The following is a 24,868-nucleotide window of genomic DNA, read 5'->3' on the forward strand; positions in this document are numbered from 1 at the left end:
ACGAGACCCCCGCGAAGGAGTGGGTGATGACGACCACGAGACCCTGGACCGAGGTGTTCGGCGCGAGCGACCGCCTCGACGTCGCTCCGGCGTTCGCCGGACTGCGCAAACGGCCCCTGTGCCGGATCCGGCTGCCCTACGGCGAGCCCGCCTGGCTCGCCACCCGCTACGAGGACGTCAAGGTCGTCCTCGGCGACCCGCGGTTCAGCCGCGCCGCCGCCACCGGGCGCGACGAGCCGCGCTCCCGGCTCCACCTGGGGTCGCCCGGCTCCCTGCTGCGCCAGGACCCGCCGGAGCACAGCCGGCTGCGCAGGCTGGTGGCCAAGGCGTTCACCGCCCGGCGCGTCGAGCGGCTGCGCCCCCGGACGCGGCGGATCGCAGGCGACCTCGCCGCGGCGATGCTGGCGCAGGGGCCGCCCGCCGACCTCGTCGAGGACTTCGCGCTCCCGCTGCCGATCACCGTCATCTGCGAGCTGCTCGGCGTCCCCGTCGAGGACCGGACGGACTTCCGGCTGTGGTCGGACGCGTTCCTGTCCACCACGCGGTTCACCCAGGACGAGGTCACCGAGTACACGGGACGGATGCGGGACTACATGGCGTCCCTCGTCGCCGAGCACCGCGCGGCGCCCCGCGACGACCTCATCGGCGCGCTCATCGAGGCCCGCGACCGCGACGACCGGCTGTCGGAGGAGGAGCTCCTCGCGATGGCGGAGGGGATCCTCGTCGCCGGGCACGAGACGACGGCCTCGCAGATCCCGAACTTCGTCTACGTGCTGCTGACCCATCCCGGCCGGCTCGCCGCGCTGCGCGCCGACCCGGACCTGATCCCGCGGACGGTCGAGGAGCTGATGCGGTACGTCCCGCTCGGCGGCGGCGCGGGAAGCGCGCGCTACGCGCTGGAGGACGTCGAGCTGGGCGGCGTCACCGTCCGGGCGGGGGAGCCCGTCGTGGTCGCGCTGCAGTCGGCGAACCGGGACGAGGCGGTCTACTCCGATCCCGACGCGTTCGACCCGGAGCGCAGCGAGGCGTCCCACATCGGCTTCGGGCACGGCCCGCACCACTGCCTCGGCGCCCAGCTCGCCCGCATGGAACTCCAGGTCGCCCTGAGCACGCTGCTGGACGGCCTCCCCGGCCTGCGGCTCGCGGTGGCGGAGGAGGACGTCGTCTGGAAGACCGGTTCGGCCACCCGCTCGCCCGAGCGGCTGCCCGTCACCTGGGACCTTCCCCGGACCACCGAGAGGACGGACGCATGACCTGGCTGGTCGAGGTGGACGGACGGACCTGCATCGGCTCCGGCATCTGCGCCGGGGCGGCCCCCGATCACTTCGCGCTCGTCGACGGGGAGTCCCGTCCCGTCCGCGCGGAGACCGGACCGGACGACCGGGTGATCGACGCCGCCGAGTCCTGCCCGGTCGAGGCGATCACCGTCCGCGCCAAGGGAACGGGGGAGCTGCTGGCGCCCGTCGAGTGACCGGCGGCGGTGCCGCGCCCCTCGGCGGGGCGCGGCGCCGCACCCGCGCCGGGAGCGGAAACCTATACCTGCGCCTGATGTTGGCTTGCCCGCCGGAGCGGAATCCTCCGCGGAGGTCCCCGACATCCGGAAGGCTCGAGTGCAGGACGGACGCAGCGCCGACGTCGTGGTCGTCGGCGCCGGATTCGCCGGGCTCGCCGCGGCGCACGAGCTGGCGGGCGCGGGCGCGCGCGTCGCGGTCGCCGAGGCCCGCGACCGCGTCGGCGGGCGGGCGCTCACCCGCCTGCTCCCCGATGGCACGCAGCTGGACCTCGGCGGCCAGTGGGTCGGGCCGAGCCAGCACGAGATGCGGGAGCTGATCGAGCGCCACGGCATGCGGACCTACCCGACGCCGGAGCACGGACGGGCCGTCGTGGACTATGAGGGCGCGCTCGTGGACGCGATGCCGGCCGAGGTCACGGCGCTCTACAGCGAGCTCGACCGGCTCAGCCGGGAGATCCCGGCGGACGCGCCATGGACGCATCCGCGGGCCCGGTGCTGGGACGGCCGGACGCTGGCATCCTGGCTGGCCGAGCGCACGAGCGACCCGGCCGTCGCGCGGACCGTCGCGCGGCAGACGGCCGGGGCCCTGCTGTCCCTCGACGCCGCCGACGCCTCGCTGCTGGAGATCCTGTTCTACCTGGTCAGCGGCGACGGGCTGGACGTCCTGGCCGGGTTCGCGGGCGGCGCCCAGTCCGACCGCCTCGTCGGCGGGCCGCAGGAACTCGCGGGACGCATGGCCGCCGCGCTGCCCGCCGGCACGATCCACCACGGCGCCCCGGTCCGGCGCATCGAGCACGGCACCGGGGGAGCGGTCGTCCGCGCCGGCGCGCTGCGGCTGGAGGCGGCCCGCGTCATCGTCGCGATCCCGCCCTTGCTGGCCGGGCGGATCGAGTACGACCCGCCGCTCCCGCCGCGCCGGGACGGCCTCACCCAGCGGATGGCGGCCGGGTATGCGCTCAAGACGCACGCGGTGTATCGGGAGCCGTTCTGGAGGGCGCGCGGCCTGTCGGGGATCAGCTTCAGCAGCGCCGGCGTCCTCACCGAGACCGTCGACAACACCCCGCCCGGGGGGCCGAGCGCCGTCCTGACCTCGTTCGTCTATGGCGCGGACGCGCACCGGCTGCGTTCGCGGACGCCCGGCGACCGCCGCCGCGCCGTCCTGGAACGGCTCGCCGAGCTGTTCGGCGGCGAGGCGCGCGACCCGGTGGACTACGTGGAGTTCGACTGGTGCGCCGAGCCGTGGACCCGCGGCTGCTTCTCCGGCCATCTCGCGCCCGGCGCCTGGACAGGGTTCGGGCCGGCGCTGCGCGCGCCCGTCGGCGTCCTGCACTGGGCGGGCACCGAGACCGCCACGCGATGGAACGGCTACTTCGACGGGGCCGTCCAGTCCGGCCGCCGTGCCGCGGCCGAGGTCCTCGCCGCCGGTTCGGCGGCGCCGCCCGGTTCCGGGTGAGGTGCCGGCGCGGCCTTCCGGGTCGTGTCGGAGATCACAGAATTATCCTGTCCGATCGGTCAGACCCTGACCGATCGGACAGTTAGCGTGGTCGCCATGGCGCGTACCCCGGCCGCCCTGCGCGGCCAGATCCTGGAGTCGGCGCTGCGGCTGTTCGCGCAGTACGGCTTCCGCGGCACGTCCCTGCAGCACATCGCGTCCGACGCCGGATGCTCGAAGGCGTCGCTGCTGTACCACTTCGCCAACAAGGAGGCGATCCTCGCCGAACTGCTGGTGCCGGTGGAACGGGAGGCCGTCGCGCTGGACGCGCGGCTGGCCGGCCTGGACGGGGAAGTGGCGGCGGTCACGGCCGTCAACGCCTTCGCCGCTCTCACGGTGCGGTTCCGGCGCGAGATGAAGGTGCTGCTGGACACGCTGCCGGAGCGGACCGTGCTGAACGACCCGGCGCTCGACGGCCTCGGCGACCGGATCGCGGACGCGATGGCCGGCCGTTCGCCCGACCCGGCGGACCAGGTGGCCGCGTGGATGGCGCTCGGCGGCATGTTCGTGACCGGCGCCGCCGACCCGCCGATGGGCGACGAGGCGCTGCGCGAGGCGATGACCGCCGCCGCCCTCCGGACGCTCGGCCGCGCGGCTCCGCGAGAGCGCGCGAAGGGCGAGGACGAGGCGAAGCGCGGGGACGGGGTGGCGCGCGAGGAGGGGGACGCGTGAGCCCGCGCCGGACGCGGCGACGCGCCGGCGCGGACCCCGCACGGACGACATGAGGAAGGAACCGGCTGTGTTCGCTCGCATCGGACGCGTCGTCGTGCATCACCCCTGGAGGGTGATCGCGGTGTGGCTGGCGGCGGCGATCGCCGTCGTCGCGCTGGCGCCGAAACTGACCGCGACGACCGACGAGGCGTCGTTCCTACCGAGCCACTACGAGTCCATCCAGGCGCAGAACCTGCAGCAGAGGGCGTTCCCGCAGGCCGCGACGCCCGCCGCGATCATCGTCCTGGAACGGCAGGACGGGACGCCGCTGACGGCGGCGGACTCGAAGCGGGTCGCCGCCGTCGGGCAGGCGCTGTCCGGGGGGCACATCAAGAACGTCACCGCCGTGCAGACCGCCCCGGCCACCGGGAACAAGAAGATCCAGATTATCTCGGTGCAGATGCCGAAACCGGAGGGCGCGCAGGGCAAGAACCAGACCGACGCGGTCAAGGAGCTGCGCTCGGCCCTGCAGGACCGCCTGCACGGCACCCACCTGAAGGGCGGGATCACCGGCACCGCCGCGCAGAACCTGGACGGCCAGGAGGCCGGGACCAAGGCCGAGGCGATCGTCGGCGCCGCCACCATCGGGCTGATCCTGGTGCTGCTCCTGCTGATCTTCCGCAGCCCGATCATCGCGCTGCTCCCGGTGATCACCATCGGCGCGGTGTCGCAGATCGCGACCGGGCTGATCGGCTGGGCCAACGACCTCTTCGACCTCAAGACCGACAGCTCGGTCAGCTCCATGCTCATCGTCGTGCTGTTCGGGGTCGGCACCGACTACATCCTGTTCCTGATGTTCCGGTACCGGGAGCGGCTGCGCGCGGGCGAGGACTCCAGGACCGCGATGGTGTCGGCGATCGCGCGGGTCGGCGAGGCGATCTCGTCGGCCGCCGGCGCGGTGATCATCGCGTTCCTGGCCCTGGTGCTGTCGACGCTCGCGCTGTTCCGCTCGCTCGGGCCCGCGCTGGCGATCGCGGTGGCGACGACGCTCCTGGCCGGGCTGACGCTGATCCCCGCGGTCGTGTCGCTGCTGGGCACGAAGGTGTTCTGGCCGTCCAAGGCCTGGCGGCAGGAGCCGAAGGGCGCCCGGTTCGCCGCGATCGGCGGGTCGATGGGCCGCCACCCGGGCCGGTACGCCGCGGCCTCCGGCCTGCTGCTGGCGATCCTCGCGGCCTTCTCGCTCGGCTTCCACTCCAATTTCGACCTGTCCGGCGGCTCCATCCCGAAGGGCGCGGAGTCCACGGTGTGGCAGAAGGAGCTGCTCAAGGGCCTGCCCGCCGGCGCCACCGAGCCGTCCGAGGTCTACCTGCGCTCGACCGCCGGGACGCCGCTCGCGAAGGCCGGCCTCGACGGCTACAAGGCGAAGCTGGCCGCGGTGGACGGCGTCGGCAACGTCGCCGACCCGGTGCTGTCGAAGGACCGGACCGTCGCCGACTTCCGCGTGACGCTCGCCGAGAAGCCGGAGTCGTCGTCGGCCATCGCGACGGTGAAGGGGCCGCTGCGCGACACCGCGCACCACGCCGCGCCGGCCGGGACGACCGCGGTCGTCGGCGGCATCACCTCGGTGTTCGTCGACATCCAGGCCGCGGTCGACCACGACTACGCGGTGGTGTTCCCGGTCGCCGCCGTCCTGATCATGGTGATCCTCGGGCTGCTGCTGCGCAGCGTGGTCGCGCCCTGGTACCTGATGGCGTCGGTCGGGCTCGGGTTCGCCGCGACCCTCGGCGCCAGCGTGCTGATCTTCCAGCAGCTGCGCGGCGAGCCCGGGCTGATCTTCATGCTGCCGGTGATCATGTACCTGTTCGTCGTGGCGCTCGGCACCGACTACAACATCCTCATGATCGCCCGATTGCGCGAGGAGGCGCGGGAGGGACGGTCGCCGCGCGAGGCGGCCGCCCTGTCGGTGCGGCACGCGGGGCCGACCGTCGCCGCGGCCGGGGTCATCCTCGCCGGCACCTTCGCCTCACTGATGCTGGCGGGCGGCTCCACCCTCCTGCAGATGGGCTTCGCGATCTCGGCGGGCATCGCGATCGCGGCGTTCGTCATGGCGCTGTTCTTCACCCCGGCGGTGACCGCGCTGATAGGCCACGCCGCCTGGTGGCCCGGTCGTGTGGGGGGACGACCCCCCGCGCCCCCCGGTGAGGGGACACTTCCCACACCCCTCGCTAGAGCCGGTCAGGAGGGGCGGCGTGGTGGTGCGGGCGGAATGCCGTAGACCGTCAGCCAGATCGAGCGGGCGAGGGTGCGGGCGATGCGTTCGTCGCCCGCGCCCTCGTCGCCCGGAGGGGCGTCGTGGCGGCAGTGGGCTGAGACTGTGCGTTCGACCGTCCAGATCAGCACCTGGGCCGTCGTCCGGACGTCCATCTCCGGGTCGACGGTGCCCGCCCGCAGCTCCGTGTCGAGCCGTGCCTGGACGACGTCGGTGAAGCGGCGCATCCGGTCGCGCCAGAACTCCGCCACGTCGGGGTCGTAGCCCGCGACCTCGCCGAGCGCGTGCAGCACGCGGCGGTGCTCGCGGTACGCGGCGATCATCTGCCGCATCGCGTGCGCGACGCCGTCCACCCCGTCGGCGTGGTCGGCCCGCCACCAGACGACCGCCTCGGCGAACAGCGCCTCGACGGCCTCGTCGGCCAGCGCGATGAGCAGCCGGCTCTTGTCGGGGAAGTGCAGGTAGAAGGTGGAGCGCGCGACCTGCGCGCGCTCGGCGATGCGCTGCACGGGCAGCTCGGTGTAGGGCGTCCCGTCGGCCATCATCTCCGCGGTCGTCCGCAGCACCCGGCGCCGGACGTCCTCGCGCCGTTCCCGGACCTTGCCGCGCGGCTGGGTGGTGGACGCCATGGCGGCAGCGTACCCGCGGCGGCGGGGCGCCGGGCGGCCGTAATCGGACAGTGTGTCGACACTGTGCTTGACAGTGCCCGTGGACCGAATCACACTCGGTCCACGGCTCCCCGCCAGGGGCCGGACGCAACGGGGGGCTCAGCCGAGGAGGCTCTCGTGCCACGTCACTCCGCCGCCCGCCGCCGCTCCATCGCCGGCCGTGCCGCTGCCGCGCTGGTGCTCGCGGCCGCCGCGCTCGTCCCCGTCGCGGCCCCGCCCGCCGCTGCGCAGTCCGCGCCCTCACCGTCCGGCCCGGACTCCTGGATCCCGCACACCGACGTCAAGCGGTCCGACCTTACGCAGGTGCCCGGCAAGCTCGCCGAGCCATCCGACGACGGGCCGCACCCCGGCTCCACCACCGAGTGGTGGTACACGCACGTGATGGACCCGGCGACGCACCGCACCTTCATCGCGATGCTGTTCACGGCGCCCGTCCCCACCGGGGTGATCTTCTGGTACCCGGAGAAGGGGCAGAAGGTCGTCCTGCCGGAGCCGACCGCGGCCGTCACCGCCAAGCCCGGCCCGACCGTCGACAGCAGCGCCGGCGACCTGGCGTGGGACGCCGCGCGCCGCGCCTACCACCTGCAATGGCATGGGCTGTTCGCCAAGGCCGACATCTGGTTCGACCGCGCGCTGCCCGGCGTCACCGGCGGGCCGATCCGCTACGACGGCGACCAGACGATGTACTGGAGCGCACCCGTCGCGACGAGCCGGGTCCGCGGCTGGCTCCAGCCGCCGGGGTCGTCCTCGCGCATCAGCGTGAACGGCTGGCGCGGCTACCACGACCACAACTGGGGCCGGTTCAGCGTCGTCGACCAGCGGTACTCGGGCTGGGAGTGGGGCGTCTCCCACGAGCCGGACGGCACCGCCACGCTGCTCGGCGGAGTGGTGAAGGGCGACGGGACCTGGCAGGGCGTCGTCGGCCGCGTCACCAAGCGCGAGACGTACGGGTGCATGACCACCATCAAGCTGTCGGACTGGCGGACGTCGGGGCTGTTCTCCTACCCCGAGACCACCACGCTGTCGTGCCCGTCCTCGCTGCACGCGACGCCGCAAGGGCTGAAGGGCGCCCGGCCCGGGCTGCGCACGAGTTTCCACGTCGTCGACCCGTTCATCCTCGACGCCGGGCTGCTCGCGCTGCCCGAGTCGCTCGGCCGCACCGTCCCCGGCTCGCTCGGCCTCATCGAGCACATCCGCACGCTGCCGTCGCGGCTGCCGCACTCCTGACCCCGGACGGTCCGGACCCGGACGCGTCCACCCCGCACGTTCACCGGCCCCGAGGAGGCGGCGACCCATGATGACCGAGCACGGGAACGACAAGGGCACCGACGGTGTCTCGCGCCGCCGGGTGCTGTACGGCACGGCTGCGGCTGGAGCGGCGACGCTGCTGCCCGGCACGGCGTCCGCCCGCGCGGCGGGCGGACGGAACGCGGGCACGGTCGCCGTGCTGGGCGGCGGCATGGCCGGGCTCGCCGCCGCCCACGAACTGGCCGAACGCGGATTCACCGTCACCGTCTTCGAACGCAAGGCGCTCGGCGGAAAGGCGCGGAGCATCCCCGTCACCGGAACCGGCAGAGGCGGACGGCGGGATCTGCAAGGCGAGCACGGTTTCCGCTTCTTCCCCGGCTTCTACCGGAACGTGCCCGACACGATGCGGCGCATCCCGTTCCCCGGCAACGCCGGCGGAGTCCACGACAACCTCCTCCCGCTCACCTCGACGCGCATATCCCGCAACGCCGGCCGGTCGGACATCATCGTCCCGGAACTGACCTCACCGGGCGGCGGCGGCCTCGACCTGGACGTATTGAAGGAGACCCTGACCGGCCTCGTGCAGCAGGCCGCCGCCATTCCCGCGTCCGAGCTCGCCCTTTTCGTCAACCGGTTCATCGTCTACCTCACCAGCAGTGACGACCGGCGCCTCGGGCAATGGGAGCACGTTCCCTGGTGGCAGTACGTGCGCGCCGATGGCAAATCGAAGGACTACCGCGCGATCGTGGCGCGGTTCCTGACGCGCGGCTTGGTCGCGGTGAAGGAGGAGGTCGCCAGCACCAAGACGGTCGGCGCGATGGGGGAGGCGTTCCTGCTGTCGGGGCTCGGCCTCGGCGCCGACGGCGGCCTCGCCCGCATGCTGAACGCCCCCACCAACGAGGCGTGGATCGACCCGTGGGTCCGCTACCTGCGCGGACGCGGTGTCCGGTTCGAGGTCGGGCAGACCGTCGAGGCGCTGGAGGTGGGCGGCGGCCGCGTCCGCTCGGTCCGGCTCGTGGACGCGGCGGGCCGGCGCCGCACCGCCGCCGCGGACTGGTTCGTGAGCGCGATGCCGGTCGACCGGGCCAAGGCGCTGCTGTCCCCGGCCGTCCTCGCGCTCGACCCTTCCCTGGCGTCGATGCGGGACCTGCGCACCGAATGGATGAACGGCCTGCAGTTCTTCCTGCGACGGTCCCCGCACGGCATCGACCAGGAGGTCAATTTCATGGACTCGCCCTGGCAGATCACCGCGGTCCTGCAGAGCAGACTGTGGAAGCACGACTTCACCCGCGACTTCGGCGACGGGAAGGTCGCCGACTGCCTCTCCCTCGACATCTCCGACTGGGACACCCCGGGGATCGTGTACGGGAAGCCGGCGAAGAAATGCACGCGGGCGCAGATCGCCAAGGAATGCTGGGCGCAGATGAAGGACCACCTGGAGGACACCGGCCGGTCCGTCCTCCCCGACGACCTGCTGCACTCCTGGTTCCTCGATCCCGCGATCGGCTGGAAGGCGTCCGCCGGGCAGAACACCAACGACGAGCCGCTGATGGTGAACACGGTCGGCAGCTGGGCCAAGCGCCCGGAGGCCCGGACGCGGATCCCGAACCTGTTCATGGCGGGCGACTACGTCCGGACGAACGTCGACCTGGCCACCATGGAGGGCGCCAACGAGTCCGGCCGCGCCGCGGTCAACGCGCTGCTCGACGCGTCCGGCTCGCCCGCGCGGCGCGTCGAGATGTACACGCTCTACCGGCCGCCGGAGCTGGACGGCCTCAAGAAGCTGGACGCGCAGCGCTACCGCGCCGGGCAGCGCAACCTCTTCGACACCCTGTGAGCGAGAACCGCCGTGCCGGCCGTCCGAGCCTTATAGACGGCAGTATCTTTTTGGTAGCCTGTGCCCCCGGATCACGTCGTGCGGTGGGGGATGCCAGTGCGGCCGCTTCAGGCTGGGGACGCGCCGGGCATCGGCCCGTACCGGCTGCTCGCACGGCTGGGCGCCGGCGGCATGGGGACGGTGTTCCTCGCCGCCTCGCCCGGCGGCCGGCTCGTGGCGCTCAAGGTCGTGCGAGCCGAATTCGCCGACGACGACCGGTTCCGCGAAAGGTTCCGGCGGGAGATCGCCGCCGCCCGCCGGGTCAGCGGCCTCTACACCGCGCCGGTGCTGGACGGCGACGCCGACGCCCCGCACCCCTGGCTCGCCGTCGCCTACGTGCCGGCCCCCACGCTGGCCGAGGCGGTCGCCGCGATCGGCCCGCTCCCGGAGGCCCCGCTGCGCGCGCTGGGCGCCGGGCTGGCCGAGGCGCTGCTGGCCGTGCACGCGGCGGGCCTGGTCCACCGCGACCTCAAACCGGGCAACATCCTGCTGGCCGGCGACGGCCCGAAGGTCATCGACTTCGGCATCACCAAGGCCGTCGACGCCTCGCAGCTCACCGGCACCGACGGCGTGCTCGGGACCCCGGCGTACATGTCGCCCGAGCAGATCACCGCGAGCAGGGACGCCGGCCCCGCGTCCGACGTGTTCTCGCTCGCGGCCGTGCTGGCGTACGCGGCCACCGGCATCGGCCCGTTCAGCGCCGGAGACCCCGCGTCCCTGCTCTACCGGGTGATGTACGAGGAGCCGCGGCTGGACGGGGTGCCCGGACCGCTGCGCGGGCTGCTCGCCGCCTGCCTGGACAAGGAACCGGGCGGGCGTCCGGGACCGCAGGCGGTGCTGGACGCGCTCCTCCCCGCCGATCCGGCGGCGCTGATCTCCCCCGCGCTCCGCCGGGAGGTGGCGGCGCGGGAGGCGGAGGCCACGGCGGTGGCCTCCGCGCCCGTCACGCTGCCTCCGCCTCCGCCGCAGGCCGACGATGGCGGCGCCCACCCCGGGCGGCGCCGCGTCCTGCGCCTGGCGGCGGTCGCCGCCGTCGCGGTGGCCGGCACCGGCGGCGGCGCCACGGCCTGGGCGCTGAACCGCCGGGACGCCAAGCCCGTCAAGCCCGCCCCGCGCGTCAGCCGCCTCGCGACCGCCCCCGCGCCCGCTTGGACCCTTTCGTGGCCCGGACGGTTCGACGACGGGCTGGGCCTGAACGTCTCCCTCGCGGGGGACACGGTGGTGTGGCGCGGGCACCGGGCGATCCTCGGCGTGCACGCCGCCTCGGGCCGCCGGCTCTGGACCTTCGACCGCCCGACCGGGGGCTCGTCCATATTCAGCCCCGGCTACCGCGTTTTCGGCACCGCGGTCTTCGCGCTCGCCGCCACCGACGCCCCCCGGCCGAACGTCGTCCATGTGATCGACGCGGCGACGGGGTCCGCCAGACCGGTGGAGCTGCCCGGCGAGGTCACCGAGCTGACCGACGTGTACGGGACGATCGGGAGCACGGCTTTCGTCGGCGGCACCGTCCGCCGCACCGGCGACGAGATGGTCGTGTTCGCCGTGGACGTCGGCAGCGGACGGGTCCTGTGGCGCTTCCCGAGCGGAGCTGACAAGATCTCCGGCGTCGCCGACGGCGGCCGCCTGTACGTCATGACGCCGGAAGTGCTGCTCGGCATCGAGGCCGCGACGGGCGACACGGCGTGGAAGCGCACCTGGTACACGGGAAAGGCCGACAGGGCCACGACGTATCCGCTGGTGCTCGGCGACGGCCTGCTGTTCTTCGGCGCCACCGGACTGGGGAACGTCCAGGCTGCCGGTACCCGTGACGGGAAGGCGGCCTGGACGAAGGCCAACGACGACATGCAGAGGCCCGTGGTCGTGCTGGGCTCCACCCTGGTCGCCATGGGAGGGAACGGCTTCTCCCTCTACGACCAGGCCACCGGGACCCTGCGCCGGCGGCTGGCCTCCACCGCGGCCGACCTCGACGCCATCACCCCGTCCGCCGCCGGATCGCCCGGCCTCCTCGTGGCGTCGTTCACCGGCGACTCCGACTCGTCCGGCGTCAGCAAGGACAGCGGCTTCTTCGCCGCCGCCCCGGACGGCGGATCGGCGTGGGCGTACCGGGGGCCGTCCTACAACAACGACGGCTGGAGCGTGGCCGTGTCCGGTACGACCGTCTACGCGACCGACAGCAGGCGGCTGGTCCGCTTCCGGCCGGGAGCCTGATGGCCGCGCTGGAGCCCGGCGATCCCCGCCAGGTGGGGCGGTACCGGCTGCTGAGCCGGCTGGGCCAGGGCGGCATGGGGCGCGTCTTCCTCGCCGCGTCCCCCGCCGGCCGGGCGGTCGCGATCAAGATGGTGTGGCCCGCGCTGGCGGGCGACCCGGCGTTCCGGGCCCGGTTCCGCGCCGAGGTCGAGGCCGCGCGGAAGGTCTCCGGCGCCTTCACCGGCCCGGTGGTGGACGCCGGCCCGGACGCGGCGGTGCCCTGGCTCGCGACCGCCTATGTCCACGGGCCCAGCCTGAAGGACGCCGTCGCCCGGCACGGCCCGCTGCCCGAGCCGATGCTGCGCGCGCTCGGCGCGGGCCTCGGCGAGGCCCTCGCGGCCGTCCACCGCGCGGGGCTGCTGCACCGCGACCTCACCCCGGCCAACGTCCTGCTGGCCGCGGACGGGCCGAAGATCATCGACTTCGGGATCAGCCGGGCCGCGGACGGCACCGGGCTGACCGCCGAGGGGCAGTTCGTCGGGACGCCCGGCTACATGGCGCCCGAGCGGTTCCGCGGCGAGGACCCGGATCCGGCCCTCGACGTCTTCGCCTTCGGCGCGGTGATGGCCTTCGCCGCCACCGGGCGCCCGCCCTTCGGGACCGGGCCCGTGCAGACCAAGATCTACCGGACGCTCCACGAGCAGCCCGACCTGGACGGTGTCCCGCCGTCGCTGGCGGCGATGGTCGCCGCCTGCCTGAGCACCGACCCCGCCCGCCGCCCGCCCGTAGCGCTGCTGCCCCGGCTGCCGGGCGCCCCGCCGGGCGGGCCCGGCTGGCTGCCCGGTGCCATCGACCGGGAGGTCCGCGAGCACGAGCGCACCCTCGTCATGGACCTGCGGGACGCCGTCCGGCGCAGGACGCGCCGCCGGCTCCTGGCGGGCGGGGCCGCGGTGGCCGGTCTCGCGCTCGCCGGCGGCGGCACCGCGGCGGCGCTCGCGGCCACCGACCGGAGCAGGCGGGTCCCGCCGCCGCCCCGGTTCCTGTGGCAGGTCGAGCTGCCGAAGAGCGGCGACATCGCGGTGCCCGTCATCACCGCCCACGGGGTCTTCGTCTTCGAACTCTTCACCAAAGTGGCGGTGTCCTACGACATGACCACGGGACGGAGACTGTGGTCGGAGAAGATGAACAACGCCACGGTCGACGAGGACTCCGTTTATGCCCAGCGGAGCCGGGGCGGCGGCCTCGTCGCCATCGACCCGGCCTCGCGGGCGCGCCGCTGGACCGCCGCGCTGCCGTCCGGCTACGACGTCCGCGACTTCTACGGTCCGACCGGCGGGCTGCTCGTCCTCGGTGACGGCGACGGGACCGTCCTCTGCCATGACGCGCGGACCGGGAGGCACCGGTGGACCTACCGGGGGCGGGACGCGACCGACCTGCGGGGCGTCCAGGGCGGCAGCCTCATCGCCGCGTCCGGCGATGAGGGCGACAGCCGGGAGGGCACCGTCCTCGGGCTCGACACCGCGACCGGCGCGGTCCGCTGGACCCGCACCTACGGCAACACGCGCCTGGCCCTGCCTGAAGGCGGCGACCTGCTCTTCGGTGCCCAGGCGGAGCACACGCTCGACGCGATCTCCGCCGCCACCGGCCGGACGGTGTGGAGCGCCGAACTCCCAGGCGCCGCGGGCGACCTCAGCGAAGGCACCCCCAGGGTCACCGTGGCGAACGGGACGGCCTACGCCGGCACCCGCGGCCTCTACGCACTGGATCTGGCCACCGGTCGGCGCAGATGGGCGTACGAACCGCCGGCGTCGGGCGGCGACGCCCGGACCTTCCTGGTGGAGGGCGAACGCGCGTACATCTTCGACGACCACGAGCTGGTCGCGCTCGACGCCCGCACCGGCCGCCGCCTCTGGTCGGCGGCCACTCCCGCCGACGACACCGCTCCGCTTGTCACCGCGGGCGGACTGGTCTGCACAGTGGCCGCGGGCGTCACCGCTCCGGGCTTCTACGGCTGGGACGCGGTCACCGGCAAGCCGGCGTGGAGGCGTCCGCCGGCGTCCTCGAACGCCGACGACCAATGGGTCCTGACCGGTGCCGGCCCGTTCCTGGTGGCACTCCAGAACGCCGCACTGGTCGCCTTCCGGTTCGCGTGAGCCGAGCTCGATCCCGCGATCGGCCGGCAGGGCCTGGCCGCCGCGCTGATTGCTTGATACAAACGACGTATCAACGTCTCAGAGCGGGTGATGCGGTATGACCGACCTCGACGTCAAACCGATCCAGGCCGGGGCGATCCCCGGTCCCGACTCCCTCATCTGGCGGTACGCGGGCGACTGGCGCGGCGCGTTCGGCGGCCGGGCCGTCCTGCTGCTGCAGGTCGCGCATCCCGTCGTCGGCGCGGGGGTCGCCGAGCACTCGGAGTTCCTGGAGGACCGCTGGGGGCGGCTCCTGCGCACCGTCGAGTCGACCATGAACTTCCTCGGCTACCGCGGCGAGGAGCGCGGCCGCAGCGAGGCCGCCCGGCTGCGCGAGATCCACAAGGACATCAAGGGCGTCGACGCGCAGGGCCGCCGCTACCACGCCCTCAACCCCGAGGCCTACCTCTGGGTGCACGCCACCCTGCTGCACGGCATGATCCAAACGCAGCGGCTGTTCGGCACGCCCCTCACACCCGGCCGCGAACGCGTCCTGCACGAGGAGTGGGCGCGGCTGGCGGTCGCGCTCGGCATCACCGAACGCCACATCCCCGAAAGCCCCGCCGCGTTCCGCGACTACTTCGACACGATGGTGAACGAGCGGCTGGAGGACAACGCGACGGTGCGGCTGCTCATCGAACTGGACCGCAAACCGCTGCCGCCCCCACCGCGGTGGCCGCTGCCCGGGTTCGCCTGGTCCGGCATCGCGGGGCCGCCGACGGTGATGCTGGGCCGGATGGGCGTCGGCTGCCTCCCGCCCGTCCTGCGGGAGCGGTTCGGGCTGCGCTGGACGTCCGGCGACGAGCGCCGTTTCCGGCTGTTCGCGCGGGCCATGCGCGGCGGCGACCGGGTGCTGACCGACCGGCTCCGCTACTCGCCGGTCGCCGCCCGCGCCATGCGCCGGGCCGGCCGCGGCCACTAGGCTCGGAGGCATCATGACCGAGCCGACGGACCGGGCGCCGCTGAGCGACCTGCTCGCCGGCCCCGCCGCGTCCGGGCCGCAGGTCGACCGGATCCTCGACGCCGCCCTGGGGCTGTACGGGACGTTCGGGCTGCGCCGCACCACGGTCGACGACGTCGCCCGCGCGTCCGGGCTCGGCCGCGCGACCATCTACCGCCGCTTCCCGACCAAGAACGACCTGGTGACGGGGGTGCTGCTGCGCGAGGCCCGGCGCTTCTTCGCCGAGCTGGACGCCGCCGTCGCGGCCTGCCCGACGGTGGAGGAGCGGATCGTCGAGGGGTTCGTCGCGACGCTGCGGATCAGCCGGGAGCAGCGGCTGGTGAACCGGCTGCTCGTCCTGGAGCCCGACCTGCTCCTCCCGCACGCCACCGGCCGCGCGGGCCCGCTGCTCGCCGCCGCGCGCGGCTACCTGGCCCGCCGGCTCCGCGCCGCGCAGCTGCAGGGCGACGCGGGCGCGTTCGACCCGGAGGTGGTGGCGGAGATCCTGATCCGCCTGACCCACTCGCTCCTGCTCACGCCGGAGGGCCACATCCCGCTGGACGACGACGGTGCCCGCGCGTTCGCCCGCCGCTACCTCACCCCGATGATCCGCTGACCCGGTGCCCGCCGCCCCGCGGCGGACACCGGCCCGGCGTCGTGTCAGGCGTTGTAGCCCATGATGGCCTTGGTCTCGAGGAACTCCTCGAAACCGAGCGCGCCCCACTCGCGTCCGTTGCCGGACTGGCGGTAGCCGCCGAACGGCGCGTTGAAGTCGGGACCCGCGCCGTTGAGGTGGACGTTGCCGGTGCGGATGCGGCGGGCGATCGCCTTCGCGCGGTCGGCGTCGCCGGAGATGTAGCCGGACAGGCCGTAGAGGGTGTCGTTGGCGATGCGCACCGCGTCGTCGTCGTCCTCGTAGCCGATCAGCACGAGCACCGGCCCGAAGATCTCCTCGCGGGCGATCGTCATGTCGTTGGTGACGTGCGAGAACACCGTCGGGCGCACGTAGTACCCGGTCTCCAGTCCCGCGGGCTTGCCGGGCCCGCCGGCCTCGACCTTGGCGCCCTCGCCGATGCCCTTCTCGATGAGCTGCTGGATCCGGCCGTACTGCGTCGCCGACACGACCGGGCCGATCCGGGTCGTCTCCTCGCGCGGGTCGCCGACCGTGATGTTGCGCGCGGCCTCCGCGGCGATGGCGGCGGCCTCGTCCATGCGCGCGGCCGGGACGAGCATCCGGCTCGGGGCGTTGCACGACTGGCCCGAGTTGGTGCACATGTTGCCGACGTCGCGGGCGACGACGGCGGCCAGGTCGGCGTCGTCCAGGACGATGTTGGCGGACTTGCCGCCGAGCTCCTGCGCGACCCGCTTGACGGTCGGGGCGGCGGCGCGCGCCACCTCGATGCCGGCGCGGGTGGAACCGGTGAACGACATCATGTCGATGTCCGGGTGCGCCGACAGCGGCGCGCCGACGCCGAGGCCGTCGCCGTTGACCAGGTTGAACACGCCCGCCGGGACGCCCGCCTCGTCGAGGATCTCGGCGAACAGGACGGCGTTCAGCGGCGCGACCTCCGACGGCTTGAGCACCATCGTGCAGCCGGCGGCGAGGGCCGGGGCGACCTTGCAGGCGATCTGGTTCAGCGGCCAGTTCCACGGGGTGATCAGCCCGCAGACGCCGACCGGCTCGCGGGTGACCAGGGTGGTGCCCATCGCGCTCTCGAACTCGAACTCGGCGAGCACGGCGCGCGCGGTGGCGAGGTGGCCGAACCCGGCGGCGGCCTGCGCGGCCCGCGCCAGCGAGAGGGGCGCGCCCATCTCCTGGCTGATGATGTCGGCGAGCTCCTCCATCCGCCGGCCGTAGACGGCGATGATGGCGTCGAGCAGGTCGAGGCGCTCCTGCTTGGTGGTGAGCGAGAAGGTCTCGAACGCCTCCTTCGCCGCGGCGACGGCGGCGTCGACGTCCGCCGCGCCGCCCATCGCGATGGAGGTGATCGGCTGCTCCGTGGCCGGGTTGACGACCTCGAGCGTCGTGTCGGTGCGGGGGGCGACCCACTGGCCGCCGATGTAGAACTGCTTGACGTGGTCCACGGGCTTCCTCCGGCAGTGAACTGGCCGTGCTTCGTTGCAGGCTCAACATACGAAACCCGTTCGGTCCGGTAAACGCCCGCCCCGGGCGAGCCGCCTCCCGGTCACATGAATGTCTTTCATGTTCGTTACCGGGCGGACGCGTGATCGCGGTCGTCCCGTTACCCGCGCGGCGCACGCTTTGCGGGCATGAGCCCTCGCCGCGAAGGTCCCTCCCGCCGCTCGTTCCTCGCCTCCGGCGCCGGCGTCGCCGGCGGCGCCGCGGTCGCCTCGCTGCTGCCGCCGTCGGTGCACGCCGCGCTGGCGCAGCCGGTGAAGCCCGGCGGGCTCCGGTCGATCGAGCACGTCGTCTTCCTGATGCAGGAGAACCGCGGCTTCGACCACTACTTCGGGACGCTGCGCGGCGTGCGCGGGTTCGGCGACCGCAACGCGATCGAGCTGCGCGACGGGCACCCGGTCTTCGAGCAGCAGGGCCTGCTGCGGCGCGTCAAGCCGTTCCTCGCCCGCGACGCGATCGGGCACGGGCCGCTGACGGACGTCAACTACATCGCGGGCCTCGACCACGGCTGGGACAGCGGCCAGAAGGCCCGCGGCGGCGGCTGGCACGACGGCTGGATCGCGGCCAAGCTCATGCCGACGATGGTCCACTACGACCGCAAGGACCTGCCGTTCCAGTACGAGCTGGCCGACACGTTCACCGTCTGCGACGCCTACCACTGCTCGGTGTTCGGGCCGACGAACCCGAACCGCACCTACCACTGGACCGGGACGATCGGCTACGAGAAGAACGGGCACCGCGCCGTCGAGAACGACGCCTACGACGAGGCGAACCATCCCGGTTACGCGCAGACCGCCTACGTCGAGCGGCTGTCGAAGGCGGGCCGGACGTGGAAGGTGTACCAGGAGTGGGACAACTTCACCGACAACCCGCTGGAGTTCCTCACCCGGTTCAAGCAGATCATGCGCAAGGCGCTCGCGCCGGCCGGGTCATACAAGAGCCTGACCGAGTTCTACGGCGCCGTCGCGAAGGCCGGTGCGAGCGATAGGACGGCCATGCTGGCCGCGCTGGACAAGGGCGTCGCCGCCCTTCCCGCGCCCGGGCGCGACCTGTTCGAGCGGGCGCTGCGGCGCAACGCGGCCGGCACCCTGGGCTCGGCGTTCCGCGACGACGTGGCGGCGGGACGGCTGCCGGAGGTGTCCTACATCGTCGCGCCGGCCGCCGAGTCCGAGCACCCCGGGTCCGGCAGCCCGATCCAGGGCGCGGGCATCACCTACCAGGTGCTGGACGCGATCGCCTCGGACCGGCGCACGTGGGAGACCACCGCGCTGTTCCTGCTCTTCGACGAGAACGACGGCTACTTCGACCACGTGCCGCCGCCGCTGCCGCCCGCGGACGCCGCGGACGAGCACTACGACGGCAAGCCGATCGGGTTGGGCTTCCGCGTGCCGATGACGGTCGTGTCCCCGTGGACCGCCGGAGGCCACGTCTGCTCGGAGGTGTTCGACCACACCTCGACCATCCGCTTCCTGGAGCGGTGGCTCGGCGTCCGCGAACCCAATATCAGCGCGTGGCGCCGGACGGTCGCGGGCGACCTGACCTCGGCGTTCGACTTCCGCCGCCCCACCGGCCCGCCGCCCGTGCCCCGGCCCGGGACGCCGCCGAAGTTCTACCTGCGCTGGCCCGCGCTGCCGCCGGTCGTGCAGAAGAACCCCGTGCCGGAGCCGGGGACGCGCCCGGCGCGCCCCCTGCCGTACCGCACCGAGGCGTCCGCGCGGCTCGACGGTGGCACCCTCGTCGTCACCATGACCGAGCGGGGCAGCCGCGCGTCGCACCTCGCGCTCTACCCCTACGCGGGGGAGTTCGGCGCGCCGCGCCACTTCGACGTGGCGGGACGCAAGGTCGAGCGCGTGGCGGTGAAGAACGGCCGGTACCGGCTCACGCTGATCGGCCCGAACGGGTTCCGGCGCGAGTTCGCGGGCTCGGCGTCCGGTGCGGCGGCCCACGCGGACGTGGCGTCGCGCGGCGCCGGCGACGCCGGCCACATCCAGATCACTGTGCGGAACCGGGGCACGGAGCCCGTCACGTTCACGCTCACCGCGCTCGCCTACGGCAAGGCCGCCCGCAAGGCGACGGTGGCCGCGGGCAAGAGCGCGACGATCGACTGGGCCACCGAGGACGGCTGGTACGACGTGGAGGTCCGCGCCGTCCAGGACGAGGTGTTCCGGCGCCGCCTCATGGGGCACCTGGAGAACGGCCGCCCGTCCGTCTCGGGCTGACGGGCGGCCCGGCGGCCCGGCGCCCGGCCGCCTCAGTCCTCCTCGACGACCATCAGGGTGTTGCCCTCGGGGTCGCGGAACCAGAACATCGGCGGGACCGGCCCGCCCATGCGGCTCACCTCGGCGTCGACGTCCACCCCGGCCGCCTTCAGCCGCGCGTGGCAGGCGTCCACGTCGCCGCTGGACAGGGCGATGCCGGTGTCCCGGCCGCCCGCCTCGACGCCCTCGGGCGGCGGGCAGAGCGCGATCGGCGTCTCGGCCCCGGCGGGCGCGACCTCGACCCAGCGGTAGCCGCCGCCGAAGGGCTGGTCGACGCGCTTGTCGAGGCCGAGCGTCCCGCAGTAGAACTCCAGCGCCCGGTCCTGGTCCCGGACCGGGATGATCACGTTCGCGACCTTGGTGACGGTCCCGGCGGTGGTGGTGTCGCTCATGGCGGTTCCCTCCTGTGCTGGTCGGTGCTGGTCTGTCGTGAAGGCAGACCAGCGGGCCGCTCCGAACTCATCGCCGCGCGGGCGCCGGTTCCCGGCGCGGTCGAGGCCCCCGCCGGAGCAGGGCTCTTGGCGCACTACTTGCCGACATCTGCGCACTCTTGTACGTTACTGGCGCATAAGGCGCACAAACGAGCAATTAGGAGCCTCGGTGTCGTTCGTTCTTGAGGAGATCGCGTCGCAGCCGGGCTGCTGGGAGCGCGCCGCCGAGATGGCGGACGGGGTGGACGGGCTTCCCGCGCGCGGCGAGCGCGTCGCGGTCGTCGGGTGCGGCACCTCGCTGTTCATCGCGCAGGCCTACGCGGCGCTGCGGGAGGCGGCCGGCGCGGGGGAGACCGACCCGTTCCCGGCGTCGGAGTTCCCGCACGGGCGCCGCTACGACCGGGTGGTGGCGATCTGCCGCTCCGGCACCACGACGGAGGTCCTGGACCTGCTGCGCAGGACGGACCTGCCCACCACCGCGCTGATCGGGGACCCGCGCACGCCGATCATGGACCTCGCCGGCTCCCGCGTCGTGCTCGACTTCGCCGACGAGCGCTCCGTCGTGCAGACGCGGTTCGCCACGAGCGTGCTCGCGCTGCTGCGCGCGCACCTCGGCCTGCTGCCCGCGGACCTGGTCGAGCAGTGCCGCGCCGCGGTCGAGGCGCCGCTGCCCGAGGGCGCCGTCGAGCGCCGCCAGTTCACCTTCCTCGGCGCCGGCTGGACGAACGGCATCGCCAACGAGGCGGCGCTGAAGGTCCGCGAGGCCGCCGGCGCGTGGACCGAGTCCTACCCGGCGATGGAGTACCGGCACGGCCCGATCAGCGTCACCGACGAGCACAGCCTGACCTGGTTCTTCGGGACGCCGCCGGAGGGCCTGCCCGAGCAGGTCGCCGCGACCGGCGCGCTGGTCGAGGCGTCCGGGACGGACGCGATGGCGGACCTGGTGCGGGCGCAGCGGCTCGCGGTGGCGCTGGCCGGGTCCAAGGGCCTGGACCCGGACAAGCCGCGCAACCTGACCCGCTCGATCATCCTGTCCTGATGATCCTCACGGTCACCCTCAATCCCGCCTGGGACGTGACCTACCGGGTCCCCAGGCTGACGCCGCACGGCTCGCACCGCGTCGCGTCGGTGCTGCAGCGGCCCGGCGGCAAGGGGCTGAACGTCGCCCGCGTCCTGCACGCCCTCGGCGCGGGGACGCTGGCGACGGGCCTGGCGGGCGGCGCGACCGGGGCCCTGGTGACGGGCGCGCTGGACGTCCCGCACGACTTCGCCCCCATCGCGGGGGAGACGCGGCGGACCGTCACGGTCGTGGACACCGACGCGACGATCTTCAACGAGGCGGGCCCGGACGTCGCCCCGGACGAGTGGGCGGCGTTCCAGGAGTCGTTCGCCGCGCTCGCGGCCGGGGCGTCGGTGGCGGTGCTGTCCGGCAGCCTGCCTCCCGGTCTGCCGGAGGACGCCTACGCCGTCCTCACCCGGCTGGCCCGGGACGCGGGCGCCCGGGTGCTGGTGGACGCGGGCGGCCCCGCGCTTCGCGCCGCCGCCGAGGCCCGTCCCGACCTGCTCAAACCGAACGCGGCCGAGATGGCGGCGGCGGGACTGGACCGCGCCGCTCTCGGGGAGGGCGGCGCGCTCGTCGTCTCGCGCGGCGCCGACGGCATGCTCGCCGTCACCCCCGGCGGCTGCTTCGAGGCCGTCCCGCACGAGGTCGTCGCCGGCAACCCGACGGGCGCCGGCGACGCGGCGGCGGCGGCACTGGCGGTGGCGCTGCGCGACCGGACGCCCTGGCCGGAGGCGCTCGGCGAGGCCGTCGCGCTGTCGGCCGCGGCCGTCGCGGCGCCCGCCGCCGGCGAGTTCGACCCCGACGTCCTCCGGCGGCACCGCCGGGCCACGAAGGTGAGGGAGACATCATGCCCCTGGTGAACACGGCCGAGCTGGTGCGGCCCGGCGAAGGCGTCGCCGCGTTCAACGTGATCACGCTGGAGCACGCCGAGGCGATCGTCGCGGCGGCCGAGGAGACCGGGCGCCCGGTCATCTGCCAGATCAGCCAGAACGCGGTGCGCTTCCACGGCGGCCGGCTCGGCCCCATCGCCGCCGCGACCCGCGCGGTCGCCGAGGGCTCGGCGGCGCGCGTCGCGCTGCACCTGGACCACGTGACCGACGAGGACCTGATGCACCAGGCCGCCGACCACGGGTTCGGCTCGGTGATGTACGACGGGTCCGAGCACGACTACGACGAGAACGTGGCCCGCACCGCGGCCGCCGCCGCCTGGGCGCACGAGCGCGGCCTCTGGCTGGAGGCGGAACTCGGCGAGGTCGGCGGCAAGGACGGCGCGCACGCCCCCGGCGTCCGCACCGACCCCGGCGAGGCCGCCGCGTTCGTCGCCGCCACCGGCGTCGACGCCCTCGCGGTCGCCGTCGGCAGCTCGCACGCCATGACCGAGCGGACCGCCGTCCTCGACCACGACCTGATCGCGCGGCTGCGCGACGCGGTGCCGGTCCCGCTGGTGCTGCACGGCTCGTCCGGGGTCGCCGACGACGAGCTGCGCCGCGCGGTCGGTCAGGGAATGACAAAGATCAACATCGGCACGGCCCTCAACATCGCCTTCACCGGGGCGGTCCGCGCGAACCTGGACCGGGGCGTCGACCCGCGCCGCTACCTCGCGCCCGCCCGCGACGCCATGCGGGAGCGGGTCGCGCACCTGCTGGAGGTCATCGCGCCCCGTTCCGCCGAGAACATTGGATCACTTGCATGCTGAACATCGCCTTCGTCGGCGCCGGCTCGGTCGAGTTCACCCGCCAGCTGCTGCGCGACATCTTCTCCTACCCCGAGCTCGGCGGCGTCCGGCTCGCGCTGCACGACATCGACCCCGAGCGGCTGGAGGTCGCCGAGGGCCTGGCGAGGCTCACCGCGAAGGAGCACGGCGCCGCGCCCGTCATCACCGCGTCGCTGGACCGGCGCCGCGCACTGGACGGCGCCGACGTGGTCGTGAACATGGTCGCGGTCGGCGGGCACCCCGCGACGGTGAAGGACTTCGAGGTCGCCGCGGAGTTCGGCGTCCGGCAGACGATCGGCGACACCCTCGGCATCGGCGGCATCTTCCGCGCGCTGCGCACGTTCCCGCTGCTGGAAGGGCTCGCGGCCGACATCCAGGCCGTCTGCCCGGACGCCTGGCTGCTGAACTACACCAACCCGATGGCGATGAACCTGCAGTACCTCGCCACGGTCGCGCCGAAGGTGAAGGCCGCCGGCCTGTGCCACTCGGTGTACTGGACCGTCCGGGACCTGTCGGAGCTGGTCGGCGTCCCGTACGAGGAGGTCGACTTCCACTCGGCGGGCGTCAATCACCAGGCGTGGGTGCTCAAGTGGGAGCATCAGGGCCGCGACCTCTACCCGGCGCTGGACGCCGCCATCGAGGCCGACCCCGAGCTGCGGCGGCGGGTGCGCGTCGACATGTACCGGCGCCTCGGCCGCTACCCGACGGAGACCAGCGAGCACTCGTCCGAGTACGTCCCCTGGTACCTCAAGGACGCGGCGGAGATCGAGCGGCTGCGCATCCCGGTCGGCGAGTACGTGAAGATCAGCGAGGGCAACCTCGCCGAGTACGCGCGGGTCCGCGACTGCCTGGCGCGCGGCGAGTACCCGGCGCCGCGCGAGGACGAGGACGCCACCGAGTACGCGCCGCAGGTGATCCACAGCCTCGCCACCGGCGAGCGCCGCACCATCCAGGTGACCACCGCCAACACCGGCCTGATCACCAACCTGCCGATGGGCGCGGGCGTCGAGGTCCCCGCGACGCTCGACCGGACGGGCGTGCACCCGCACCACGTCGGCGCGCTGCCGCCGCAGCTCGCGGCGCTGAACCGCAGCTTCCTCAACGTCGTGGAGCTGACCGTGGCCGCCGCCGTCGAGGGCGACCCGGCGCACGTCCGGCACGCCGCGATGTGCGACCCGGCGACCGCCGCGGCGCTGCCCGTCGAGCGCATCGACGAGCTGTGCGATGCGCTCACGGCCGCGCACGGCGACGCGCTGCCCGCCGCGCTGCGGAGGAAGTGATGCTGGACCTGCTGGTCGTCGGGGACGCCAACCCCGACGTCCTCGTGCACGGCGCCCCCGACGCCCCGCCGTACGGCCAGGCGGAGACGCTGGTCGGGGGCGGCGTGCTCGCGCTCGGCGGGTCCGCGGCGATCGCCGCGCACGGCGCCGCCCGGCTCGGCCTGGCCACCGCGTTCGCGGGGCTGGTCGGCCGGGACGCCGCCGGCGACTTCGTCCTCGACGCGCTGAGCGGCGCCGGCGTCGATGTGTCCCGCGTCGTCCGGCACGACACGCTGCCGACCGCGCTCACCGTGTGCCTGAACCGGCCCGGCGGCGACCGGGCGATCCTCACCGCGGCCGGGTGCCTGGCCGAGTTCGGGCCCGAGCACGTCCCGGACGTCACGGCGCGGCACGTGCACGCCGCGTCCTACTTCCTCCAGCCGCGCCTCGCCGAGGCGCTGCCCGCGCTCCTGCGCGGCCACCGGGCCGCCGGGGCGACGACGTCGCTGGACACCAACGACGACCCGTCCGGGCGCTGGGAGTTCGCGCCCGGGCTGCTCGCCGAGTGCACGTTCCTGCTGCCCAACGAGGCCGAGGCGCTGTCGCTGAGCGGCCGGGCCGCGCTCCCCGAGGCGCTGGACGCGCTGGCGGGCGCCGGGTGCGTCCCGGTCGTCAAGCGCGGCGGCCAGGGCGCCGTGGCGCTGAAGGACGGCGAGACGGTGCACGCCGGGGCGCCGCGCACCGACCCCGCCGACACCGTCGGCGCGGGCGACAGCTTCGACGCCGGCTTCCTCGCGGGCTGGCTCGACCGCGGTGACCTCGCCCACGCGCTCGCGCTGGGCGCGGTGTGCGGGGCGCTGTCCACGCGCGCCGTCGGCGGCACCGCGGCCCAGCCCTCGCGCGACGAAGCACTCGCGCAAATTGCGTGATTATTTCCGGCCGAAACGACTACTTTCGCGCATCTCTC

At 74.1% G+C, this 24,868-nt stretch carries 20 protein-coding genes; 17 read left to right on the forward strand and 3 right to left on the reverse strand.

Annotated elements, in window-relative coordinates:
• Positions 1-26 precede the first annotated feature (26 nt).
• From J4709_RS12565 to J4709_RS12585, 5 genes are all read left to right on the forward strand, one after another.
• Positions 27-1,253: a cytochrome P450 gene (locus tag J4709_RS12565; protein ID WP_208240396.1), complete on the forward strand. Its 1,227-nt coding sequence runs from the start codon at positions 27-29 to the stop codon at positions 1,251-1,253.
• Positions 1,250-1,471, forward strand: a complete 222-nt coding sequence (locus J4709_RS12570; protein WP_208240397.1) for a ferredoxin — start codon at positions 1,250-1,252, stop codon at positions 1,469-1,471. Before J4709_RS12565 ends, J4709_RS12570 begins: the two co-directional genes overlap by 4 nt.
• 139 nt (positions 1,472-1,610) lie before the next feature.
• The gene (locus J4709_RS12575; RefSeq protein WP_208240399.1) at positions 1,611-2,966 is read left to right on the forward strand and encodes a flavin monoamine oxidase family protein; all 1,356 of its coding nucleotides are present in this window, start codon (positions 1,611-1,613) and stop codon (positions 2,964-2,966) included.
• A 96-nt stretch (positions 2,967-3,062) separates the two neighbouring features.
• Positions 3,063-3,677: a TetR/AcrR family transcriptional regulator gene (locus J4709_RS12580; protein ID WP_208240401.1), complete on the forward strand. Its 615-nt coding sequence runs from the start codon at positions 3,063-3,065 to the stop codon at positions 3,675-3,677.
• Between the two features lie 67 nt (positions 3,678-3,744).
• Positions 3,745-5,931, forward strand: coding sequence for an MMPL family transporter (locus J4709_RS12585; protein WP_208240403.1), 2,187 nt, complete (start codon positions 3,745-3,747; stop codon positions 5,929-5,931).
• Here the strand turns inward: J4709_RS12585 and J4709_RS12590 are convergent.
• Positions 5,892-6,554, reverse strand: a complete 663-nt coding sequence (locus J4709_RS12590; RefSeq protein ID WP_208240405.1) for a TetR/AcrR family transcriptional regulator — start codon at positions 6,552-6,554, stop codon at positions 5,892-5,894. The two genes, J4709_RS12585 and J4709_RS12590, sit on opposite strands and share 40 nt — an antisense overlap.
• Positions 6,555-6,710: 156 nt before the next feature.
• Here J4709_RS12590 and J4709_RS12595 point away from each other — a divergent pair, with 156 nt between their 5' ends.
• The 6 genes from J4709_RS12595 (at position 6,711) to J4709_RS12620 (ending at position 15,652) form a co-directional block, all read left to right on the forward strand.
• A complete protein-coding gene (locus tag J4709_RS12595) occupies positions 6,711-7,820 on the forward strand; it encodes a hypothetical protein (RefSeq protein WP_208240407.1) in 1,110 nt (369 codons plus the stop codon).
• A 67-nt stretch (positions 7,821-7,887) separates the two neighbouring features.
• Positions 7,888-9,678 (forward strand): hydroxysqualene dehydroxylase, encoded by a 1,791-nt coding sequence (locus J4709_RS12600; protein ID WP_208240409.1) that lies wholly within the window; start codon positions 7,888-7,890, stop codon positions 9,676-9,678.
• Between the two features lie 96 nt (positions 9,679-9,774).
• Positions 9,775-11,925, forward strand: coding sequence for a serine/threonine-protein kinase (locus J4709_RS12605; RefSeq protein ID WP_307801186.1), 2,151 nt, complete (start codon positions 9,775-9,777; stop codon positions 11,923-11,925).
• The gene (locus J4709_RS12610; RefSeq protein WP_208240413.1) at positions 11,925-14,057 is read left to right on the forward strand and encodes a protein kinase domain-containing protein; all 2,133 of its coding nucleotides are present in this window, start codon (positions 11,925-11,927) and stop codon (positions 14,055-14,057) included. The genes J4709_RS12605 and J4709_RS12610 overlap by 1 nt, the downstream gene beginning before the upstream one ends.
• A gap of 97 nt (positions 14,058-14,154) precedes the next feature.
• Entirely contained in the window at positions 14,155-15,018 is an 864-nt protein-coding gene (locus tag J4709_RS12615) for an oxygenase MpaB family protein (protein WP_208240415.1), read from the forward strand.
• Positions 15,019-15,031: 13 nt separating this feature from the next.
• On the forward strand, positions 15,032-15,652 hold the full coding sequence (locus tag J4709_RS12620) for a TetR/AcrR family transcriptional regulator (RefSeq protein WP_208240417.1): 621 nt from the start codon (positions 15,032-15,034) through the stop codon (positions 15,650-15,652).
• Between the two features lie 44 nt (positions 15,653-15,696).
• Here J4709_RS12620 and J4709_RS12625 read toward each other — a convergent pair whose 3' ends face one another.
• Positions 15,697-17,121, reverse strand: a complete 1,425-nt coding sequence (locus J4709_RS12625) for an aldehyde dehydrogenase family protein (protein ID WP_307801187.1) — start codon at positions 17,119-17,121, stop codon at positions 15,697-15,699.
• Between the two features lie 186 nt (positions 17,122-17,307).
• On the opposite strand from J4709_RS12625, the gene J4709_RS12630 reads away from it, so the two are divergent.
• Complete coding sequence (locus J4709_RS12630) at positions 17,308-19,395, forward strand: phosphocholine-specific phospholipase C (RefSeq protein ID WP_208240419.1); 2,088 nt, start codon at positions 17,308-17,310, stop codon at positions 19,393-19,395.
• Between the two features lie 32 nt (positions 19,396-19,427).
• On the opposite strand, the gene J4709_RS12635 is transcribed toward J4709_RS12630, so the two are convergent.
• Positions 19,428-19,826: a VOC family protein gene (locus tag J4709_RS12635; RefSeq protein WP_208240421.1), complete on the reverse strand. Its 399-nt coding sequence runs from the start codon at positions 19,824-19,826 to the stop codon at positions 19,428-19,430.
• Between the two features lie 208 nt (positions 19,827-20,034).
• Here J4709_RS12635 and J4709_RS12640 point away from each other — a divergent pair, with 208 nt between their 5' ends.
• Genes J4709_RS12640 through J4709_RS12660 form a run of 5 tightly spaced genes read left to right on the forward strand, consistent with a single transcriptional unit; the run spans position 20,035 to position 24,830 of the window.
• On the forward strand, positions 20,035-20,904 hold the full coding sequence (locus J4709_RS12640; protein WP_208240424.1) for an SIS domain-containing protein: 870 nt from the start codon (positions 20,035-20,037) through the stop codon (positions 20,902-20,904).
• Positions 20,904-21,788, forward strand: a complete 885-nt coding sequence (locus tag J4709_RS12645; RefSeq protein ID WP_208240426.1) for a 1-phosphofructokinase family hexose kinase — start codon at positions 20,904-20,906, stop codon at positions 21,786-21,788. Before J4709_RS12640 ends, J4709_RS12645 begins: the two co-directional genes overlap by 1 nt.
• Complete coding sequence (locus J4709_RS12650; RefSeq protein WP_208240428.1) at positions 21,776-22,624, forward strand: class II fructose-bisphosphate aldolase; 849 nt, start codon at positions 21,776-21,778, stop codon at positions 22,622-22,624. The genes J4709_RS12645 and J4709_RS12650 overlap by 13 nt, the downstream gene beginning before the upstream one ends.
• Positions 22,618-23,922, forward strand: a complete 1,305-nt coding sequence (locus J4709_RS12655) for an alpha-glucosidase/alpha-galactosidase (RefSeq protein WP_208240430.1) — start codon at positions 22,618-22,620, stop codon at positions 23,920-23,922. Before J4709_RS12650 ends, J4709_RS12655 begins: the two co-directional genes overlap by 7 nt.
• A complete protein-coding gene (locus J4709_RS12660; RefSeq protein ID WP_208240432.1) occupies positions 23,922-24,830 on the forward strand; it encodes a carbohydrate kinase family protein in 909 nt (302 codons plus the stop codon). Before J4709_RS12655 ends, J4709_RS12660 begins: the two co-directional genes overlap by 1 nt.
• The last annotated feature ends 38 nt before the right edge of the window (positions 24,831-24,868 follow it).

It is taken from the genome of Actinomadura violacea, from assembly GCF_017573465.1.
In the GTDB taxonomy this organism is placed as follows: domain Bacteria; phylum Actinomycetota; class Actinomycetes; order Streptosporangiales; family Streptosporangiaceae; genus Spirillospora; species Spirillospora violacea.

Bases quoted from the DNA above. Each gene is read 5' to 3' on its own strand.
- J4709_RS12565 (WP_208240396.1), top strand. From the start codon at position 27: ATGACGACCACGAGACCCTGGACCGAGGTGTTCGGCGCGAGCGACCGC.
- J4709_RS12635 (WP_208240421.1), bottom strand. From the start codon at position 19,826: ATGAGCGACACCACCACCGCCGGGACCGTCACCAAGGTCGCGAACGTG.
- J4709_RS12580 (WP_208240401.1), top strand. From the start codon at position 3,063: ATGGCGCGTACCCCGGCCGCCCTGCGCGGCCAGATCCTGGAGTCGGCG.
- J4709_RS12645 (WP_208240426.1), top strand. From the start codon at position 20,904: ATGATCCTCACGGTCACCCTCAATCCCGCCTGGGACGTGACCTACCGG.
- J4709_RS12620 (WP_208240417.1), top strand. From the start codon at position 15,032: ATGACCGAGCCGACGGACCGGGCGCCGCTGAGCGACCTGCTCGCCGGC.
- J4709_RS12590 (WP_208240405.1), bottom strand. From the start codon at position 6,554: ATGGCGTCCACCACCCAGCCGCGCGGCAAGGTCCGGGAACGGCGCGAG.
- J4709_RS12630 (WP_208240419.1), top strand. From the start codon at position 17,308: ATGAGCCCTCGCCGCGAAGGTCCCTCCCGCCGCTCGTTCCTCGCCTCC.
- J4709_RS12660 (WP_208240432.1), top strand. From the start codon at position 23,922: ATGCTGGACCTGCTGGTCGTCGGGGACGCCAACCCCGACGTCCTCGTG.
- J4709_RS12615 (WP_208240415.1), top strand. From the start codon at position 14,155: ATGACCGACCTCGACGTCAAACCGATCCAGGCCGGGGCGATCCCCGGT.
- J4709_RS12600 (WP_208240409.1), top strand. From the start codon at position 7,888: ATGATGACCGAGCACGGGAACGACAAGGGCACCGACGGTGTCTCGCGC.
- J4709_RS12655 (WP_208240430.1), top strand. From the start codon at position 22,618: ATGCTGAACATCGCCTTCGTCGGCGCCGGCTCGGTCGAGTTCACCCGC.
- J4709_RS12650 (WP_208240428.1), top strand. From the start codon at position 21,776: ATGCCCCTGGTGAACACGGCCGAGCTGGTGCGGCCCGGCGAAGGCGTC.
- J4709_RS12610 (WP_208240413.1), top strand. From the start codon at position 11,925: ATGGCCGCGCTGGAGCCCGGCGATCCCCGCCAGGTGGGGCGGTACCGG.
- J4709_RS12570 (WP_208240397.1), top strand. From the start codon at position 1,250: ATGACCTGGCTGGTCGAGGTGGACGGACGGACCTGCATCGGCTCCGGC.